At 69.2% G+C, this 18,045-nt stretch carries 17 protein-coding genes and 2 pseudogenes; 9 read left to right on the plus strand and 10 right to left on the minus strand.

From position 1 onward, the window contains the following. Positions 1–2: 2 nt before the first annotated feature. Positions 3–1,322, minus strand: coding sequence for an MFS transporter (locus OHB01_RS00765; RefSeq protein WP_142648659.1), 1,320 nt, complete (start codon positions 1,320–1,322; stop codon positions 3–5). Positions 1,323–1,499: 177 nt separating this feature from the next. Here OHB01_RS00765 and OHB01_RS00770 point away from each other — a divergent pair, with 177 nt between their 5' ends. The 3 genes from OHB01_RS00770 (at position 1,500) to OHB01_RS00780 (ending at position 3,670) form a co-directional block, all read left to right on the plus strand. Beyond that, entirely contained in the window at positions 1,500–2,012 is a 513-nt protein-coding gene (locus OHB01_RS00770) for a VOC family protein (RefSeq protein WP_168066053.1), read from the plus strand. 75 nt (positions 2,013–2,087) lie between these two features. Further along, a complete protein-coding gene (locus OHB01_RS00775; protein ID WP_142648657.1) occupies positions 2,088–2,546 on the plus strand; it encodes a Zn-ribbon domain-containing OB-fold protein in 459 nt (152 codons plus the stop codon). After that, positions 2,543–3,670, plus strand: coding sequence for a thiolase C-terminal domain-containing protein (locus OHB01_RS00780; protein ID WP_142648656.1), 1,128 nt, complete (start codon positions 2,543–2,545; stop codon positions 3,668–3,670). Before OHB01_RS00775 ends, OHB01_RS00780 begins: the two co-directional genes overlap by 4 nt. A gap of 290 nt (positions 3,671–3,960) precedes the next feature. Here OHB01_RS00780 and OHB01_RS00785 read toward each other — a convergent pair. Beyond that, positions 3,961–4,503 (minus strand): annotated as a pseudogene (locus OHB01_RS00785) (transposase); the annotation flags it as partial. Between the two features lie 50 nt (positions 4,504–4,553). Here OHB01_RS00785 and OHB01_RS00790 point away from each other — a divergent pair. Then, the gene (locus OHB01_RS00790; RefSeq protein WP_142625397.1) at positions 4,554–6,659 is read left to right on the plus strand and encodes an ISAzo13 family transposase; all 2,106 of its coding nucleotides are present in this window, start codon (positions 4,554–4,556) and stop codon (positions 6,657–6,659) included. A 6-nt stretch (positions 6,660–6,665) separates the two neighbouring features. Here OHB01_RS00790 and OHB01_RS00795 read toward each other — a convergent pair. Beyond that, positions 6,666–7,496 (minus strand): annotated as a pseudogene (locus OHB01_RS00795) (IS256 family transposase); the annotation flags it as partial. A 171-nt stretch (positions 7,497–7,667) separates the two neighbouring features. On the opposite strand from OHB01_RS00795, the gene OHB01_RS00800 reads away from it, so the two are divergent. Continuing rightward, on the plus strand, positions 7,668–8,153 hold the full coding sequence (locus OHB01_RS00800; RefSeq protein ID WP_328854791.1) for a hypothetical protein: 486 nt from the start codon (positions 7,668–7,670) through the stop codon (positions 8,151–8,153). A 78-nt stretch (positions 8,154–8,231) separates the two neighbouring features. Further along, a complete protein-coding gene (locus tag OHB01_RS00805) occupies positions 8,232–8,858 on the plus strand; it encodes a Uma2 family endonuclease (RefSeq protein ID WP_328854792.1) in 627 nt (208 codons plus the stop codon). 18 nt (positions 8,859–8,876) lie between these two features. Here OHB01_RS00805 and OHB01_RS00810 read toward each other — a convergent pair whose 3' ends face one another. Both OHB01_RS00810 and OHB01_RS00815 read right to left on the minus strand, forming a co-directional pair. Then, entirely contained in the window at positions 8,877–9,215 is a 339-nt protein-coding gene (locus tag OHB01_RS00810; protein ID WP_142648652.1) for a hypothetical protein, read from the minus strand. Between the two features lie 9 nt (positions 9,216–9,224). Continuing rightward, positions 9,225–9,668, minus strand: coding sequence for a VOC family protein (locus tag OHB01_RS00815; RefSeq protein ID WP_142648651.1), 444 nt, complete (start codon positions 9,666–9,668; stop codon positions 9,225–9,227). 86 nt (positions 9,669–9,754) lie between these two features. Between OHB01_RS00815 and OHB01_RS00820 the strand changes: the two genes are divergently transcribed. Further along, a complete protein-coding gene (locus tag OHB01_RS00820) occupies positions 9,755–10,204 on the plus strand; it encodes a winged helix-turn-helix transcriptional regulator (RefSeq protein ID WP_142648650.1) in 450 nt (149 codons plus the stop codon). A 36-nt stretch (positions 10,205–10,240) separates the two neighbouring features. Here the strand turns inward: OHB01_RS00820 and OHB01_RS00825 are convergent, their stop codons facing one another. Then, positions 10,241–10,666 (minus strand): cellulose binding domain-containing protein, encoded by a 426-nt coding sequence (locus OHB01_RS00825; RefSeq protein ID WP_142648649.1) that lies wholly within the window; start codon positions 10,664–10,666, stop codon positions 10,241–10,243. 153 nt (positions 10,667–10,819) lie between these two features. After that, positions 10,820–11,590 carry a helix-turn-helix transcriptional regulator gene (locus tag OHB01_RS00830; protein ID WP_222709624.1) on the minus strand — a complete coding sequence of 257 codons (771 nt, stop codon included), beginning with the start codon at positions 11,588–11,590 and terminating at the stop codon, positions 10,820–10,822. A gap of 202 nt (positions 11,591–11,792) precedes the next feature. On the opposite strand from OHB01_RS00830, the gene OHB01_RS00835 reads away from it, so the two are divergent. After that, the gene (locus OHB01_RS00835) at positions 11,793–12,485 is read left to right on the plus strand and encodes an alpha/beta fold hydrolase (protein WP_328709421.1); all 693 of its coding nucleotides are present in this window, start codon (positions 11,793–11,795) and stop codon (positions 12,483–12,485) included. A gap of 345 nt (positions 12,486–12,830) precedes the next feature. Continuing rightward, on the plus strand, positions 12,831–13,757 hold the full coding sequence (locus OHB01_RS00840) for a hypothetical protein (RefSeq protein WP_328854793.1): 927 nt from the start codon (positions 12,831–12,833) through the stop codon (positions 13,755–13,757). Between the two features lie 33 nt (positions 13,758–13,790). Here the strand turns inward: OHB01_RS00840 and OHB01_RS00845 are convergent, their stop codons facing one another. The 3 genes from OHB01_RS00845 to OHB01_RS00855 form a co-directional block, all read right to left on the minus strand. Further along, positions 13,791–14,174, minus strand: a complete 384-nt coding sequence (locus OHB01_RS00845) for a cellulose binding domain-containing protein (RefSeq protein WP_328854794.1) — start codon at positions 14,172–14,174, stop codon at positions 13,791–13,793. Positions 14,175–14,596: 422 nt separating this feature from the next. Then, on the minus strand, positions 14,597–16,714 hold the full coding sequence (locus tag OHB01_RS00850; RefSeq protein WP_240971566.1) for an acetate--CoA ligase family protein: 2,118 nt from the start codon (positions 16,712–16,714) through the stop codon (positions 14,597–14,599). Beyond that, positions 16,711–17,880 (minus strand): acyl-CoA dehydrogenase family protein, encoded by a 1,170-nt coding sequence (locus OHB01_RS00855; protein ID WP_142648644.1) that lies wholly within the window; start codon positions 17,878–17,880, stop codon positions 16,711–16,713. The genes OHB01_RS00850 and OHB01_RS00855 overlap by 4 nt, the downstream gene beginning before the upstream one ends. Positions 17,881–18,045: the final 165 nt, after the last annotated feature.

The following is an 18,045-nucleotide window of genomic DNA, read 5'->3' on the forward strand; positions in this document are numbered from 1 at the left end:
CTCTAGTCGGCCACCGCGACCCTGGCCTCCTGGCCGTCCATCGCCCCGCGCTCCCGCCGCCAGGGGCCGTGGAACAGGAAGACGGCGGGCGCGAACAGCGCCAGGCACACCAGCGAGACCACCAGCCAGGTCTGCCAGCTCGTGGCCTCGACCACGTGCGGGATGACCAGCAGGCCGACCACGGCGATCGCCTTGGTGAGGAAGCCGAACAGGCCCCACGCCGTGCCCTGCAGCCGGGGGTCGACGTCCTCGGCGTCCTCGGAGTAGTTGGCCATCCAGGGGGCGTACGCGACGCCGAGCGAGCCGCCGAGCAGCGCACCGACGATCATGAGCGCGCCGCTGGAGACGCCTTCGCCGCCGAGGATGTACGCCAGGTAGGCGGTGACCAGCACGGCCGCGACGGTGCCGGCGAGCGTGATCGGCTTGCGGAGCTGGGTGCGGTCGGAGACGCGGCCGGCGACGATCAGCGTGATCAGGTTGAGGCTCCAGAAGCACGCCATGATCGTGGACGCCTCGGCGGCCGTGATGCCCAGGGCGCCGACCAGCATGGTCTGCCCGAAGAGCGTGAGCGTGATGTAGAGCACCAGCCACAGCGAGATGCCGACCACGTGGGCCCAGATGTTGGGCCGTACGAACAGCGAAGAGACCTTGGCCGGCCGGGTCAGGTCGACGACGCTCCTGGCCTGGCGCTCGGTGTGCTGGATCTGCGCGCGCAGCTCGGGCGACAGGTCGGCGATGTTGAAGGCGATGACGATCGAGATGACCAGCGAGAAGCAGCCCATGATGACGAACTGCGACCGCCAGGAGTCATCGAAGATCGGCAGCGTCCAGCCCGCGACGGCGGCGGCGAGGAAGTTGGCCCCCACCGGGCCCCAGGTCCAGAAGCCGAACGCCTGGGCCCTGCCGAGGCGCGGCGAGAAGTCGCGGACCAGCGGAGCCGTGCTCGCCATCGCCACACCGTCGACGAAGGCCAGCACGATCCTGGCGATCAGCAGGTCACGTGGGCTGTGGACGAGCGTCATGACGAAGCAGCACACGGCGGTCAGCAGCATCAGCGGGACCAGCAGGCGCACCCGGCCGAGCCGGTCGGTGAGCCTGCCGCCGAGCGCCGACGCGACGGCTCCCGCGACCGCCGCCGCCCCGGACACCGCGCCGTACGTCGCGAGTGACATGTCGAGGTCCTTGAGGAGCAGCGGGACCACGGGGGCGATCTGCGCCTCATAGGAGCCGATGAGGACGGCCAGCACGGCCATCGTGAGGATCTTCATGCGACGCGCACCTGTGGGGTACTCGTCGAGCTCGCGTACGTAGGACAGGCCCATTGACACGCCTTTCTCGTCAGCCCCCGTCCCGGCGATGAGTTCTAGAAGCTAGCTCTAGAATTCATTTCCACGAATGCTCCGCCTCCTCACGTCAGGAGTCAAGGGGCTGTGAGCACCTGTTTCTTCGGCACCGGATGATTAGAATCGGATTCTAGGATTTCGATCGAAGGAGGACGGGTGGACATCGCCGAGGAGCTGGCCGGGCTTGACGCGACCTTCGACCACACGGCCGTCGCCGCGCCGCGCATCAGGGACCTGCTGCCGATCTACCGCGACCTGCTGGGAGGCGAATACCTCGACGGCAGCGACAACCTGGTGAACGGCTATCGGACGCTCCAGCTCAGGTACGCCAACGGGAGCAAGATCGAGCTGATGGAGCCGCTGGCCGGGTCCACCTTCTTCGACAGCTTCTTCGGCCTCACGCGCGGCAGAGGCGGGGTGCACCACCTCAACTTCCACGTCACCGACATCGAGGCCGCCGTGGCGGCGCTGCGCGAGCGCGGCTATCGGCTGTTCGGCCTCAACCTCGCCGAACCCCGCTGGCGCGAGGTCTTCCTCCACCCGAAGGAGGCGCACGGCGTCCTGGTCCAGCTCGCCCAGCCGGGGCCGCGCAAGCCCGAGCCGACGCCGTCCCTCACCGACGTGCTGGCCGGTCGCGGCCGGCGCGGCAACGGCGTCCCCAGCCCGTGACAACGGACCCTCGCCATCTCTAGATTGGAGTTCTAGAATTCGACTCTAAGACTTCCTCCGCCTCGTAGGAGAACGATGACCGCATCGCACAAACCCGTCCCGAAGCCGACACCGGACACCCAGCCGTTCTGGGACGGCACGGCGGAGGGAGAGCTGCGGATCCAGCGCTGCCGCGCCTGCTCGCGGCACTACTTCTATCCACGGCCCGCCTGCCCGCACTGCGGCTCCGACGACGTCACCTGGGTGACGGCCGGCGGCAGGGCCACCCTCTACTCGTACGTGATCAGCCACCGCCCGGCTCCCGGCTTCGAGCAGGACGGGCCGTACGCGATCGCGGTCGTGGAGCTGGAGGAGGGCGTGCGGATGATGACGAACATCGTGGGCGTCGAGATCACGCCGGAGAACCTGCCCCTCGACATGGAGCTGCGCGTGGTGTTCGAGCAGCGCGGCGACGTGCACGTGCCCCTCTTCGAGCCCGCCGGAGAGCCGGCCGGAGAACCCGCTGGAGAGCCCGCTGGAGGTTCCGTCCGATGAACATCGTCATCGCGGGCGCGGCCGAGACCGACGAGCTCGGCAAGCTGCCCCACATGTCCACCACGCAGCTCCACCTCCAGGCCGCGCGCAACGCGCTCGCCGACGCCGGGATGACCAAGGACGACATCGACGGCGTCGCCACCGTCGGCGTGCCCGGCCCGATCCAGATCGCCCACGCGCTCGGGATCGCCCCGGCCTGGCTCGACGGCACCGGGGTGGGCGGCTCGTCCTTCCTTTTCCACGTACGGCACGCCGCGGCGGCCATCCGGGCCGGGCTGTGCACCACCGTGCTCATCACGCACGGCGAGTCCGGGCGGTCGCGGGTCGGCGCGGCCCGGCCTGCCCTCGGCCCCGACTCGCTGATCGGCCAGTTCGAGCTGCCGTACGGCGTGCTCGGCCCGCCCACCATGTTCACGCTGACGGCGCTGCGCTACATGAAGGAGACCGGGCTCACGCACGAGCAGCTCGCGGAGGTCGCGGTCGCGCAGCGCCGGTGGGCGCACCGCAACCCCCGGGCCATGTATCAGGACCTGATCACCGTCGAGGACGTGCTCGCCTCCCGGATGGTCGCCTACCCCTTCCATTTGCTGGAATGCTGCCTCGTCACCGACGGCGGCGGCGCGCTGATCGTGACGACCGAGGAGCGCGCCCGCAGGTCGCCGGTCCACCTGCTCGGCTCTGGCGAGTCGGCCGAGTCGCCGATCATCTCCCAGATGGAGGACTTCACCACCTCGGCCGCCTTCCGGCGCTCCGGCGAGGCCGCCTTCGCCGAGGCGGGCATCTCGCATGACGACGTGGACCACCTGATGATCTACGACGCCTTCGCGCACGTGCCCATCTACGGCCTGGAAGACCTCGGCTTCGTCAAGCGCGGCGAGGCGGGGCCGTTCATCGCCGAGGGCCACACCTCCCCCGGCGGCCGCCTGCCGCTCAACACCAACGGCGGCGGCCTCTCCTACACCCACACCGGCATGTACGGGATGTTCGCCATCCAGGAGTCCGTACGGCAACTGCGCGGCGAGGCCGCCGCCCAGGTGCCGGACGTCGAGGTCGGCGTCGTCCTCGGCAACGGCGGCATGTTCGCCTCCGCCGCCACCCTCGTCCTGTCGAACCGCCGTCCCTGAGTCACGGCCCTCCGGCGACCCGCCGGAGGGCCGACGGCGGCGTACGCCGCTGTAATGGCCGACGCCCGCCCGACGACTACATGCCGAAGAACCGACACTCTTTCGACGAGATTCTGCGAGTGGAGCTGCTCAGCTATCGGGAGTCGCGGCGCATGCTCTACAGGCGGGTGATCGGTCTGTCGGAGCCGTACGTGGCGCTGTGCCATGCGCTCTCCGGCGGGTTGGCCCGTGACCGGTCGCGTCCTCGGAGCGGTGTAAAAGCTCAACGAGGTAGGTGCCGTGGGTTGATCTTAGGCAGCTGCCGTTTCGGGTGTCGAGTCGGTGGCTGGGGTGGTTGCCGGGCGGAGCCGGCTAGGCGGGGTAAGCAGGACTCGACGCAGGTCCTGCAGGATGCGCAGGCCCTTGGAGGTCATTGTGAAGCCGCGCCAGCCGCGGGCTGCCCGGTCGAGAACCGCCCACACCAGGCTGACGCAGGAGGTCTCGCCCGGGAAGCGGCCGATGACCTTGACACGGCGGCGGGTCTCACCGAAGGTCCGCTCGATGAAGTTGGAGTGCCGGATGCGCTTGTGATGCTCAAGCGGGAAGCGCAGATAGGTCGTCAGCGAGGCGCGGTCGGCCAGCAGGCTCTTGACCGCCGCCGGGTAGCGAGCCCCCCAGGTATCGGCGAAGGCGTCGATGCGCCGCTGCACCCAGGCGACCAGGTCCTGGCCCGGCTCAATCTCCTGATCGCCCTGTTGCAGCCCGCTGGTGTCGAAGATGTCCCAGAAGGCGGCCTTGACCTCGGCCTGATCGCCGGCACTGACCTTCGATAGGACGTTGCGGCATTTGTGAAGCCGTCAAGAAATAAGGCGTTGCTTCGTGATCTTCGGCTCGTTGAGATGGTATGGCGATCTCCAGCGAGGTCCGCGGCCAACTCGCGCGGAAATTCGAGGCATTACGCCCGCATCTGAACGAACGACAGCATCGGCTGGTGCTGGCGACCGAGGCGCGGCTGCTGGGACACGGTGGGGTGCGGGCTGTCGCTCAGGCCGCTGGGGTCAGCGAGACGACCGTCCGTAACGGCATCTTCGAGCTGGAAGAAGGCCGGAAGCCGCTTCCGGCAGGTCGTGTCCGACGATCCGGGGGTGGTCGCAAGCGTGTTGAAGACGACGATCCGGCCGTCCTGACGGCGCTGCTGGGGCTGGTGGAGCCGGATGAGCGCGGCGACCCGCAGTCCCCGCTGCGGTGGACGACCAAGTCGCTACGCCACCTGGCCGCCGAGCTGACCCGGCAAGGACACGGTGTATCGGCGCCCACGGTAGGACGATTGCTGAAGACGGCCGGGTTCAGCCTGCAAGCCAACGTCAAGACCCTCGAAGGCGCCCAGCACCCCGACCGTGACGCCCAGTTCCGCTATATCAACGAGCAGGTCAAAGCCCATCAGGCTGACGGCGAGCCGGTGATCAGCGTGGACACCAAGAAGCGGGAACAGCTGGGCCGGCTCCCGATGACCGGACGCGAGTGGCGCCCCAGGGGCGAGCCGATCGAGGTCGAAGACCACCACTTCTTCTTCTCCGGTCCGGACGTCGAGCAGGCGATCCCGTACGGGATCTACGACATCACGGCCAACACCGGCTGGGTGAACGTCGGTGTCGACCATGACACCTCGGTGTTCGCGGTGGAGTCCATCCGCCGCTGGTGGAAAGCGCGCGGCCGCCACGACTACCCGTCCGCCTCACGGCTACTGATCACTGCGGACGCGGGCGGCTCCAACGGTTACCGTTATCGGGTCTGGAAGAGCGAACTGGCCGCGTTGGCCGCCGAGACCGGGCTGGTGATCACGGTCTGTCACTTCCCGCCCGGCACCTCCAAATGGAACAAGATCGAGCACCGGCTGTTCTCCCACATCACCCTCAACTGGCGCGGCAGGCCCCTGACCAGTCATGACGTAGTGGTCAACACCATCGCTTCCACCCAGACCAGTACCGGACTGCGGGTGGAGGCGGTTTTGGACACCGGCGACTACCCGACCGGTGTCGCGATCAGCAAGGAGCGCTTCGCCGCCCTGCCCCTGGAACGACACGCCACCCACGGCACCTGGAACTACACCCTGCGCCCAGTAATGGCCGACGACCCGGCCACGTCCCAGCCGGTGAGCGAGGGCGACGGACCCGCGCAGCGGCGCCAGGCCATGCTGCTGCGTCTGGCCGATCCGCGGCTGACCGGCATGAGCACCCCTCAACTACGCCAGCTGGCCACCGCGCTCGCGCCTGCACAGGCCGCCCGCACCCAGGAACGGCACAGCCGGCAACGCGGCGGCCGAGCTCGGCGCGCCACCGGCAACCTCCGCGCCAAGCCCTTGTTCGACGCCGCCGCCCGCCTCCTGCTCACGCTCCTCTACCAGCGGCAGGTCTGTTCCATGAAGGTCCTGGCCGACCTTCTGGAGGTCACCGACGTCTGCATCGCCGACCTGGTGAAGGAGACCCGCAGAGTCTTGGAAGACCACGGCCACCACGCCGGAGCCGCTCAGGTCCGCTTCGCCAAACCCGCCGCTCTCCTCGGCTTCTTGGACACCGGCCAGCGCCCCGCACGAGCCGTGATCATCGATCAACTATCCCATCCGGTTCTGACCGGGATCAGCCGCGACGAACTCCGTCTCCTCATCCAGCGCCTCGCCGCAGCACAGGTCGCTCAAGGCGAGCGCCTCGGCTACCAGCGGCGGGGCGGGCACCGCCAGCCCGGGACCCGATCCGGCGTCTTCCCCCAGAAGATCAGCAACAGCGAACGGGTCGTGCTCACGATTCTCTACCAGCGGAAACTCTGCACGATGGATGTCCTGGCCGACGTTCTAGGCGATGTCAGCAGATCGTCCATCGGCAACGTCATCCGCGAAACCCGTCCCCTGCTCCAGCAAGCAGGCCACATTCCCCCCGACGCGCCAATCCGATACCGCACTGCAGCAAATCTGCTCGCCGCAGTGCCAAACGACCGCGACACACCGACAAGTTGATCTTTTACGGCTTCTGTGGATCACGCAGCGCTGACGCAGCGAGGCCGGGAAGACCTGCTCGGCGGCGGTAATGAGGCCCGGTGCGCCGTCGGAGATGACCAGCAGTGGCGGGCGCAAGCCGCGTGCGGCCAGGCCGGTGAGGAAGTCATGCCAGGCGTCGGTGGATTCTGCGGCGGCCGGGGCCAGGCCGATGAAGACAGGTTTGCCGTCGGTGGTGATGCCCCAGGCGGCCAGGATGGGTTCGGCCCGGCTGCCGTCGTGCATCTTGAAGTGCGAGGCGTCGCAGAAGAGATAGTCCAGCTCGACGCCGTGCAGGTCGCGGTGACACCAGGCGTCGTACTCGGTGACGATGGCCTGGCAGATGGCTGAGACCGTCGACTTGGACAGTGCGGCCTCCGGGCCGAGGGCGTCGGCCAGGGCGCCCTCGACGTCGCGTACCGATAAGCCGCGCACGAACGAGGCGATGACCAGTGTCTCCAGCGCGTTGGTGCGGGTCACGCCGGTGCCGAACAGGCGGGAGGCGAACTTTTCGGTGGTGCCCCGCAACTTCGGGCGCGCGATGGTGACCAGCCCGGTGGTGGTCTTGATCGTGGTCGGGCAGTGCCCGTTGCGGTGACCGGGCCGTACGATCTGCCGGCCGTCGTCGGCGGCGGCGGCCCGTTGGTATCGGGCGCGGCCGAGGAAGGCGTCCACCTCGGCTTCGACGGCGGTCTGGATGATCAGGCGGGCACCGAGACGGGCGACGTCTTCGATGACCTCGACCAGGTCACGGCCCTCGGCGAACAGGGCGTCGATCTCGGCGCGGATGGCCTGAACGGGCGGTAGTGTGCCTGCCACGAGCGTAGGTCCTTGCGTTGTGCGAACTTTGGACGGTTCAGCACGGCAACCTACGCTCGTTCACTTTTACACCGCATCCCGGACGCGACCGTCCGTGACCTTATTCGTTCGGCTCGGCACGTCATCCGATCGGCCACGGAGCACGGGAAGCCCGACGAGTTCGATTCGATCGTGAGACGTCTGGTCAGAGACGACGTCCGGCGGAAGACGGGAGCATTGAGCCAGATCGAGGCCATCAGGAATGACACCGCGCTGCTTCACGTGCTCCACAGGGTCAAGGTCGGATATTACGCCGAGAAGGAGCTGTCCGACCTGCTCCATGACGTCCGGGCCACATCGCCGGAAGTGCACGGGAAACCCGGCGAGGAAGCCGACCTCCTGCGCCGCGAGTTGATCGCCTTCCTCTGTCTGTCGATGACGTTGGAAGACGTGTTCAACGAACGCCTCGACGAGGACCGGGTGAGATCCGCCGCCGACGACTCACACGGGCAGTGCCTGTTCGACATACTGGTGTCCGCTCGCTCGGCCCTCGGCACGAACACGGAGCTGGCGTGGAGACTGACGAGCGAAGCACGCTCGGCCTGGGGCCTGGACAGCTGGGACAACGAGGCCGAGTGGCACGGCCCCTTCGGAGTGCAGCCGTCTCCGACCCTCTGACCGCTCCGTCGGCGGCGCTTCGGCACGTCAGACCGTAGGCTTGGCTCCGTCGAGTGGACAGTGACGAGGAGAAGCTGGATGGCAGCTCTGCCGGATGACAGTTGGCTTCTCAGCATTCGCCCTCAACCCGCCCGTGTCACGGCGGAGGAGTACGACGCGCTCCCCGAGGAGATCGCCAAGGCCATCGAGATCGTCGACGGTTACGTGGTCTACTGCGCGGCTCCCACACCTGATCACCAGACCGCCGGCAGGCGACTGGCGAACCTGCTGGAGCGACATGCCCGTGCCGCCATGAGCAAGGGGCATGAGTGCCTCACTGTCAACAACGACGTGGATCTGCGCCTGAGGGACGTGCCGTTGCTCAACCGCAGGCCCGATGTCGCGCTCTACCGGTGCCTCGACCGAGAGCGGGGCGAGCGTCTGCGCGCCGAGCACGCGCTGCTTGTCGTGGAGATCGTGTCTCCGGGATCGGAGACCCAGGACACGACGGACAAGCTCGGTGAGTATGCCAAGGCCGGCATCCCGCACTACTGGATCGTCCGTATCGACGGCACCGGCATATCGGCGATCGAACGCTATCGGCTGGACCGGGCGGCGATGCTCTACAAGCACATCGGCACCCTCATGAAGGACGAGCCTGGGGAGGCTCCCGTCGTGAGCAACCCGATCCCCATCACCCTCGACTGGGCCGAGCTTCAGTTCTGAACCCGTTCGGCGGCAGGCTCATATGGGGAGGGCGTCTCCGGGGAAGCCGTGGCAGGGGTGGACCTCGCAGCGCATCATTCCCGCTTGGACACAGGGGTCCCCGGCCATGATCTCCGCGGCTTCCCCGGCCGGCACGGTCATGATCGCGACGCCCGCCACCGTGTCGGAGGCGACCGGGCACAGGATCGCGATCACCCCCTCGGCGCGCAGCGACACCATGCGCCGCTGGTGTTCGAGTTCGATGGCGTCCGCGCCGTCCATGGTCCGTTCCGGCCCCCACTGGAGGAGTGCCAGGCTGTAGGGCTTCGCGGTCGCGGCCAGAGCCCGGATCTGTTCGTCGGTCACGGTCGTGCTCATGATGTCTCCCTACTTCTCGATGCGCTCGGCCAGCGAGACGATGATTCCTTCGGGCCCGCGGACGTAGGCCATCCGCCACACGCCTTCGTATTCGCCGACGCCTCCCACCAGGCCGTATCCCGCGGCGGCGGCGTGCTCGACCGCGGCGTGGAGGTCGTGCACCTCGAAGGCGACGTTGCGCAGGCCCAGCTCGTTGGCCGGCGCGGCGGGCGAACCCTGGAGGTGGTCCGGCCGCGTGAAGCTGGACAGCTCCAGCGTCGTGCCTCCGCCGGGGGCGCGCAGCATGACGATCTCGGTGCGGGCGCCGGTCATGCCGATCACCGTGTCGAGGAACTCGCCTTCGACGGCCACCTTCGGATCGGCCTCCAGGCCGAGGCCGACGAAGAACGCCGTCACGGCATCGAGGTCGGCGACGGTGATGCCGACGTGGTCGAAGCGCCTGACGAAGGTCATGGGATTCCCTTTCAGGGTTTCTTGAAGAGACCCCAAAGGTAACACCTTAAGTTCCTTGAGGGAACCCCGGTTGATAGACTGCCGCCATGCAGCGAACGCAGTTCGGGGACATGGCGTGTTCCATCGCGCGCACCTTGGACGTGATCGGCGAACCCTGGTCACCACTGATCCTGCGCGACGTGTGGGCCGGGATACGCCGCTTCGACCACATCCAGGCGGACCTGGGAATCTCTCGCAAGGTGCTCACCGAGCGGCTCAACCACCTGGTCGAACAGGGCGTGCTCGAACGGCAGCCCTACGACGCCCGCCCCCGCTACGAGTATCACCTCACCGCCAAGGGCGCCGAGCTCGTCGAGATGCTCATGGTGATGGCCCGGTGGGGTGACCGCTGGCTCGCCGGCGAGGCGGGGCCGCCCGTCCTCTACCGTCACCATGCCTGCGGGCAGATCGCCCACGTCGACCCCCGCTGCAGTCACTGCGGAGAGCCGATGCACGCCGGCGACGTCGACCTCCTCCCCGGCCCTGGTGCGGCCTGACGGCCGAAGGTCGCTTGGGTGGGGGACGGCGCCGCCTCAGTAGGGCTCGAAGGTCACCGCGCAGGGAACGCCGTTGAGCGTGAAGCCGCTGGGGTGTTCGTCGGCCCCGTAGGCGTTGAAACCGATATAGAAGCTCGTGCCGGGATCGATGCTCGGCTGCCAGCTCGAAGCGGCCTGAACGCTCGGTGGAGTCTGGGAGAAAGTCGCGTTCCACCCCTGAATGAGCGTCTGGCTTCCAGGGAAGACGAACTGCAGGATCCAGGGGCTGAACGCCCGGGTCCCGGTATTGGTGATCGTCACACTGGTCGTGAACCCGGTGATCCATCCAAGGCTGGCGTAGGTCACCGCACAGTCGTACCCGGCCGGCACGTCCGTGGGCGCCGCCTGGGCGGGCCCCGTCAACACCGTGGCCAGGAGAAGCCCGGCGATACCGATCCCCGACGAAGCCCGCAGAAAACGCATCGATCCCCCTCAGGGCGGCGTTCCGTGACAACCCATTTCGATGTGATCGTGAGCCGCTCGAAATGCGCTGTCAAACAATTCCCGGGACATATTCGCAACACCTTGGCCCTGCCATACGTACGTTCGCCGCTTCGGCCGGCCGCGCTGAAAGTTTCACGGCCGGCCTCGTGACGAAGGACATTGCTCGACGTCGCTGATCACGCTTTTCACGCGCGCCGGAATAGTGATCTGGTGAGCGGTTCGATAACGCCCCGGAGTCGTTCCGACGATGTCGGTGAACGCCGCGATGAAGCCGCTGGGGTTGGCCCATCCGCAGGCGTACGCGATCCGGGTGACGTCGTGGCCGTCGGCGAGGAGCACGAGCGCGTGATGGACGCGTAGCTGCGTGCGCCACTCGTAGAAGGTCATGCCGAGTTCGTTGCGGAACAGCCGGCTGAGGGTGCGCGTGCTCGCTCCGATCGTCTTCCCGAGCCGGGCCAGCGAGGCGTTGTCCGCCGGATTGTCCCGCAGCATCCGGGCGATGGCCCGCAGCCGGTCGTCCCGCGGCTCCGGCAGGTGCAGTGGCTGTTCGGGCGCCTCGCGGAGTTCGTCGACCAGGACGCGTTGGAGGCGAAGGCGCGCGGAGCGGCTGTAGGCAGGCGCGGTGTCGCCGTAGTTGCGGGGGCCGGTCAGCGCGAGCAGGACCTCGCGGGCGAGGCCGGAGGCCAGGAACACGGCGGGACGCTCCGGGATGAGCCGGGCGAGGGACGGCGCGAGAAAGACGATCCGCATGTCGGTGTCGCCGTGGGCGCGGTGGTAGTGCGTGAACCCGGCCGGGGTCCAGGCGACCCGGTCGGCGGGAACGATCGACGTGCCGCGCTCGGTGTGGACCGCCAGGACGCCGCTCGCCGCGTACACCAGGTGTCCGCGCGCGTGCGACCGCACTGCGCTCGCCTCACCGGACGGCCACAGGTGACGCCCACCGGACGGCCAGATATGCGAGGTCGCACCGGTGGTCCGGGGAGGTTGGCGGCGAACGGGCATCGGTTGGCAGCGTATCGGTGGTCGGCCATGCCGTGACCTCGTGACACTTCCTCAAGGCGATGCGGCGCGCCTCGATGCCGCGAAGCGAGAGAAGGAGAGACACATGGCGACGTTCGTCCTCGTGCCCGGCGGCTGGCACGGCGCCTGGTCGTATGAGGCGGTGGTTCCGCTGCTGGAGCGCGCCGGTCATGCCGTGCATGCCCTGACCCTGACCGGTCTGCGGCCGGACGACGACGCCGCGACGGTCGCGACCGCCAACCTCGACACGCACGCCGGTGACGTGCTGCGGCTCCTCGACCGCGCCCACATCACCGGCGCGACGCTGGTCGGCCACAGCTATGGCGGGATGGTGATCGCCGCCGCCGCCGATCGCGCCGGCGGCCGGGTCTCACGGCTGGTGCATCTCGACGCCTACGTGCCGCGCGACGGCGAGTCGTGCTGGTCGTCGACGACCGAGCGCTACCGGGAGGCGTTCGCCGCCGGAGCCGCGAGCACGGGCTACGCCGTCCGGCCGCCGGACGGCGGCGATCCCCGCCGCCGTCCCCATCCCCTCGCGTCGTTCCTGCAGACGATCCGGCTCACGGGCGCGCTCGCCCGGGTGCCCCGCCGGGAGTTCGTCTACTGCTCGGGCTGGGAGGACCGGACGCCGTTCGCCGGACTCCGCACCCGGCTCGACGCCGATCCCGAGTGGCAGGTCCACGACCTCCCGACCGGTCACAACGCGATGCGCGAGGCTCCGGAGGCGGTCGCCGCGCTGCTGCTCGGCGAACGCACCGCGGACACATCGCCCCGATAATCCCTGGTTGCGAGCGCGTCGCGCGCCTCCACGTGGGAGCACCCCCGCACGGACAGGTTCGAGCATGGCCGCTTCCTCGATTTTGGAGACATCTGACCGCATTGCCCCGATCATTGGGCGATGCGACCGGATATCCGTGCGATCGTACGGCTCACCGTGATCGGTGCGTTGAGCGCCGCGGCGTTCGGATGCTCGGATGGCGGCTCGGATGCACGTGACTCCCCCGCCTCCACGCGGGGCACACCGGCGGCGGCCACCCGGCCCGGGGTGATCCCGTCTCTGTCCGGCGGAACCTGGACGGAGACCATAACGGCCGAATCCGGCGCGGTGATGGGGAGCGTCGCCGTGACCGGGCACGACGATGCCTGGGCCGTGGGCGACCCCGGCGAGAACGAGAGCGGCCCGGTTCTGCGCTGGGACGGCCGCACCTGGCGGTCCGTGGCACTGCCGCCGGGCCTGCGCTATCCCCGAGTGGTGTCGGGGACGTCCCCCGGCAACGTCTGGATCTTCGACGGCGACGCGAACGCATGGCAGTGGGACGGCCGGCGGTGGTCGGCCCGGGGACGACCACCCTGGAAGCTCCCGGTCCTCCTGGAGGACGCCGTGGTCACCGGGCCCGGGGAGGTGTGGGTCGCCGGAGGTCAGGACGAGGACGTCGCCGGAGATCCGCGCCGGCGGCCACTGCTCGCCCGCTGGTCCCCTTCCGGCTGGTCCATCGTGTCGTCGCCGGGCACCCGTCGCTTCGGAGTCAGCGCCTCCGGGGGCCTGTGGGCCCTGACCGGTGACGGGGACACCGGGCCCGCCCTGGAGCGCTGGGATGGACGCCGCTGGACGGTCGTGTCCGCACCCGCGTGGCCGGCAGGCGCCAAGGTCGACCTCAGCGATCTGGCGGCGGTGTCGGACCGGGAGGTCTGGGTCGCGGGGTCGATCCTGCCGCCCGGCGGCAGCCAGGCCGCGCTGTTGATGCGCTGGGACGGCGACCGGTGGAACCCGGCCCCCGCCCTGCCGGCCGGCGCGATCGCGTTCACCGCCGTCGCATCCGACGGCCACGGCGGCGTATGGCTGGGCGCCTCCAACTACTCCTACGACAACCATCGCATTCTGCTGCACTTCGACGGCCGGTCCTGGACGTACGAGAAAGCCCCGCGGGTCCACAACGATCCGGTGGTGTTCGGCCTGGCCACGAGTCCCGGGCAGGACCAGGTGTTCGCGGTCGGCGGCAACCCCTCGTACGACGAGGACAGCCAGGCGTGGATCTGGACGAGATCCTGAATCGCGGGCACAAGGATGCGCTCGCGCCGCTCGTCACTTCGCCGACGCGAAGGTCACGGTGCAGGGGACGCCGTTCAGTGTGAAGCCGGAGGGGTGCTCGTCGGCCCCGTTGGCGTTGAAACCGAGCTCGTAGCTCGTGCCGGGATCGATACTCGCGCGCCAAACCGGATTGGTGACCTGGACGCTCGGCGGAGTCGTGGACCACGTCCCGCTCCAGCCGGCGGAGAGGATCTGGTCGCCGGGGAAGATGAACTGCAGGATCCAGGGGCTGAACGTCCGGGTGCCGGTGTTGGCGATGTTCAGGATCGCGTAGAAGCCGGTGGCCCATGCCACGGTGCTGTAGGTCACCGTGCAGGCGTAACCGGCCGGCACGTCCGCGCGGGCCGCCCGGGTGGGAGCCGTCACCAGCGCCGTCAAGAGAATCCCCGTGATACCGATCCGCGATGAAGCCCGTGAAAGACGCATGGATCCCCCTTCGGAGCGGCGTTCCGTGAAACCGATTTCACAGTGATCGTGAGCCGCCAGGCATGCGCTGTCAAACAATCTCCTGGGCATATTTCCCGGTTTCTCGGTAGCGCCGTACAATGCGAGTGATGGGAGCTGGGGATTTCACCGTCGGCCACGGGCCGGTTACTTCGCCGAGGCCCGATAAACGCGCTGTCCGGCACCGCAAATAACACTTTTCAGACGCGCCGGAATTTCGCCGGATGCTTTTGCCGTCCGCGCCGTCCGTCCGCGCCGTCCGTCCGCGCCGTCCGTCCGCGCCGTCCGTCCGCGCCGTCCGTCCGCGCCGGGCGTCCGCGCCGGGCGGCGGTGCGCCGGGCGCGGACGGACGGATCTCACCCTCGCCAGGTGATGAGCGCGTCGAGCGCCTCCACGTGGGAGCCGCGCACGAGCAGGGGGTTGATCTCCAGCGACTCCAGGTCGTCGCCGAGGCTCTCGGCGAGGGCGGCGACGCGGGCCACGACGTCGGCGACGGCGTCGAGGTCGGCGGGCTCGGCGCCACGGGCGCCCCGCAGCAGCGCGGCGCCGCGCAGCTCGCCGAGCGCATGCCGCACCTCGGCCGCGTCCACCGGCAGGACGCGCAGCGCCGTGTCACGCAGCGCCTCGACCCAGATCCCACCCAGGCCGACGGCCAGGGTGAGCCCCCACGCCGGGTCCCGTACGACGCCGACCAGCAGTTCCACGCCGCCGCCGCGCTGCGGCTGGACGAGCGCGCCCACCCGGCCTGCGCCGGGGACCGCCGAGGCCGCGGCCACGACCTCGCGGTAGGCCCGCTCGACGTCCCGCGCGCCGGACAGGCCCAGCCGGACACCGCCGATGTCGCTCTTGTGCCCCAGCCCTTCGGCGGCGGCCTTGAGGACGACCGGGTAGCCGAACCCGACCGCCGCCGCCACCGCCGACTCCTCGTCGTGCACCAGCTCGCCGGGCACGACCGGGATCCCGGCGGACGCCAGCAGGGCGGCGGCCCGGTGCTCGGCCCACACCCCTGTCCCGCGCTCGACCGCCGGGGCTTCTACTACCGCCCGCGCCGGGGCGGCGTCGCCGGCCGCCACGGCGGCGTGGTAGGCCCGACCCCACCGGACGGCCGCGCCGATGGCGTGCATGCCGTGCTCGATGCCGCCCGCGACGTACGGGAACCCGGCCTGCCGCTGGACGTCGCGGCCGAACTCGGTGACGTCGGTCAGCACGTTGCTCACGACGACGACCGGCATCGGCGCCTCGGCGATGCGCTTGGCGCTGGCCGAGTAGGTGGCGTACACGGGCGCGGCGTCGGGCGGCGCGACGCGCGGGAGATCCGACAGCAGCATGACCGCGTCCACGCCGGGATCGGCGGTGACGGCCTCCAGCGCGCGGCCGAGCAGCGTGCGGTCGATGAGCACGTAGCCGGTGACGTCGAGGGGGTTCTGCACGGTGCCGAAGACGGGCACGATCTCCCGCAGCCGGGCGACGGTCTCCGGGGCGAACGCCGGCAGCTCCAGCCCCTCGTCCTCGGCCCGGTCGGCGATGATCTCCGACGCGCCGCCCGAGGGCGTGACGACGCCGATGCGCGGGCCCGGCAGCGGGCCCACCTCGGCGAGCAGGCCGGCGGTGATGATGAGGTCCTCAAGCGACCGCACGCGCACCACCCCGAGCTGCCGGAACGCCGCGTCGATGACGTTGTCGTCGCCCACGAGCGCGCCGGTGTGGGCCTGGGCGGTACGGGAGGCGAGCCGGCTGCGGCCGATCTTCAGCGCGACGATCGGCTTGCCCGCGAGCAGCGCCCGGCGCGCCGCGCGGGAGAACGCCGCCGGGTCGCGGACCGATTCGAGGAACAGCGCGATGGCCTTGGTCGCCGGGTCGTCGACCAGATAGTCGATCACGTCGGTGACGGTGACGAGCGACTCGTTGCCCATCGAGGTGAGCAGGCTGATCCCGACGTTGCGGGCCTGGGCGAAGCCGAGCACCGAGCTGGCCAGCGCGCCACTCTGCAGCACCACCCCCACCGACCCGCGCAGCAGCGGCGACGGGATCGGCAGCCCGTACGGCGTGACGTCGGCGGCGGCGTTGATGAAGCCGTTGCCGTTGGGCCCGAGCACGGTGAGGTCGTTCTCCCGGGCGAAGTCGACGATCTCCGCCTCCAGGGCGGCGCCCTCCGGGCCGGTCTCGCCGAAGCCCGCCGTGAGGATCACGTAGTGGCGGATGCCGAGCTTGGCCCCCTCGCGCAGCACGGGCAGCACGGCCGTGGTCGGCACCATCACATACGCGAGGTCGACCTGGCCTGGGATGCCGGACAGGCTGCGGTGGGCCTGCTCGCCGTGCACGACGCCGCCGCGCGGGTTGACCAGGTGGACGGGCCCGCGGAAGCCGTGCGTACGGAGGTTGGTCAGCGTGCTGATCGACCAGCCGGACTTGTCCGTCGCCCCGACCAGGGCGATCGACCGGGGGTTGAACAGCTCTCCTACCGGCATCCTCATTCCCCGATCGTGCCGAGGCGGGCGTGGCCCCTGAGCAGGTTGCGGGCGATCGTCCGGCGCTGGATCTCGTCGGTGCCCTCGAAGATCCGCAACAGGCGCAGCTCGCGATACCACCGCTCGATGGGCAGCTCCTTGGTGTAACCCATGCCCCCGTGGATCTGCAGCACGCGGTCGACGACCTGGTTGGCCATGACGGCGCCGTTGAGCTTGGCGATCGAGGAGGCGTGCCGGGCGTCCATGCCCTGCTGCACGCGCCAGGCGGCGTACAGCGTGAGCCACTTGGCCGCCTCGATCTCCACCTGCGAGTCGGCGATCATCCACTGGATCGCCTGGTATTCGGCGATCGGCTTGCCCATCGACACCCGGACCTTGGCGTAGTCGATCGCCATCTGGAGCATGCGCTCGGCCGAGCCGATCGCCCGTGCGGGGATCATGTAGCGGCCCTGGCCGATCCACTGCATCGCCAGCTCGAAGCCCCTGCCCAGCTCGCCGAGGATGTTCTCCTCCGGCACCCTGACGTCCTCGAACACCAGGGAGGCCGGGCCCCACTGCCCCATCGTCGGGATCGGCTCGGACTTCCAGCCCATGTCGCGGTCGGCCAGGAAGCAGGTGACGCCGCCGTTCGCGCCCTTGTCGGGGTCGGTCACCGCGAACACCATCACGAAATCGGCCTCGTTGCCGCCGGTGATGAAGGTCTTCTCGCCGTTGATGACCCAGTCGCCGCCGTCCTTGACGGCACGCGTACGGATGTTGCGGGCGTCCGAGCCCGCGCCCGGCTCGGTGATGGCGAAGCAGGAACGACGCTCGCCCTCGATGGTCGGGATGAGGTAGCGGCGCTTCTGCTCCTCGGTGCCGGCGTAGAGAATGTTGTCGGCCGACCCGCCGAAGCTGAACGGCACGAACGTGCGTCCCATCTCCATGGTGATGATCGCGGACATGACCGGGCCCAGGGCGGCTCCGCCGTACTCCTCGGGGGTGTTGATGCCCCAGAAGCCCATCCTCTTCGCCTTGAGCCGCAGGTCGCGCAGGACCGAGGGATCGAGCCCGGGGCCGCCGGCGCGCTCGTTGCGCAGCACCTCGGGTTCGAGCGGCATGATCTCCCGCTCCACGAACGTGCGGATGGTGTCACGGATCTGCAGTTCCTCTGGGCTCAGGGAGAAGTCCATCGACGCGACTCTTTTCTAGAATTGCTCTCTAGGAATCGGTTCCAGACTGGTTCTCCGCCGGAGGGGTGTCAAGAGGTCTGGAATCAGTTTCTAGAATTAGACCGGTTACGATGTCCTCGTCCCTGGAAAACGCGCCGACCGTGGACAGGCCGTCCCCGGAAACAA

It is taken from the genome of Microbispora hainanensis (assembly GCF_036186745.1).
GTDB lineage: Bacteria > Actinomycetota > Actinomycetes > Streptosporangiales > Streptosporangiaceae > Microbispora.

What these genes read in the sequence shown, in the direction of transcription:
- OHB01_RS00765 (WP_142648659.1), bottom strand. Translation starts at nt 1,322, where the DNA reads ATGGGCCTGTCCTACGTACGCGAGCTCGACGAGTACCCCACAGGTGCG.
- OHB01_RS00775 (WP_142648657.1), top strand. Translation starts at nt 2,088, where the DNA reads ATGACCGCATCGCACAAACCCGTCCCGAAGCCGACACCGGACACCCAG.
- OHB01_RS00780 (WP_142648656.1), top strand. Translation starts at nt 2,543, where the DNA reads ATGAACATCGTCATCGCGGGCGCGGCCGAGACCGACGAGCTCGGCAAG.
- OHB01_RS00790 (WP_142625397.1), top strand. Translation starts at nt 4,554, where the DNA reads ATGGCGATCTCCAGCGAGGTCCGCGGCCAACTCGCGCGGAAATTCGAG.
- OHB01_RS00805 (WP_328854792.1), top strand. Translation starts at nt 8,232, where the DNA reads ATGGCAGCTCTGCCGGATGACAGTTGGCTTCTCAGCATTCGCCCTCAA.
- OHB01_RS00810 (WP_142648652.1), bottom strand. Translation starts at nt 9,215, where the DNA reads ATGAGCACGACCGTGACCGACGAACAGATCCGGGCTCTGGCCGCGACC.
- OHB01_RS00815 (WP_142648651.1), bottom strand. Translation starts at nt 9,668, where the DNA reads ATGACCTTCGTCAGGCGCTTCGACCACGTCGGCATCACCGTCGCCGAC.
- OHB01_RS00820 (WP_142648650.1), top strand. Translation starts at nt 9,755, where the DNA reads ATGCAGCGAACGCAGTTCGGGGACATGGCGTGTTCCATCGCGCGCACC.
- OHB01_RS00825 (WP_142648649.1), bottom strand. Translation starts at nt 10,666, where the DNA reads ATGCGTTTTCTGCGGGCTTCGTCGGGGATCGGTATCGCCGGGCTTCTC.
- OHB01_RS00835 (WP_328709421.1), top strand. Translation starts at nt 11,793, where the DNA reads ATGGCGACGTTCGTCCTCGTGCCCGGCGGCTGGCACGGCGCCTGGTCG.
- OHB01_RS00850 (WP_240971566.1), bottom strand. Translation starts at nt 16,714, where the DNA reads ATGAGGATGCCGGTAGGAGAGCTGTTCAACCCCCGGTCGATCGCCCTG.
- OHB01_RS00855 (WP_142648644.1), bottom strand. Translation starts at nt 17,880, where the DNA reads ATGGACTTCTCCCTGAGCCCAGAGGAACTGCAGATCCGTGACACCATC.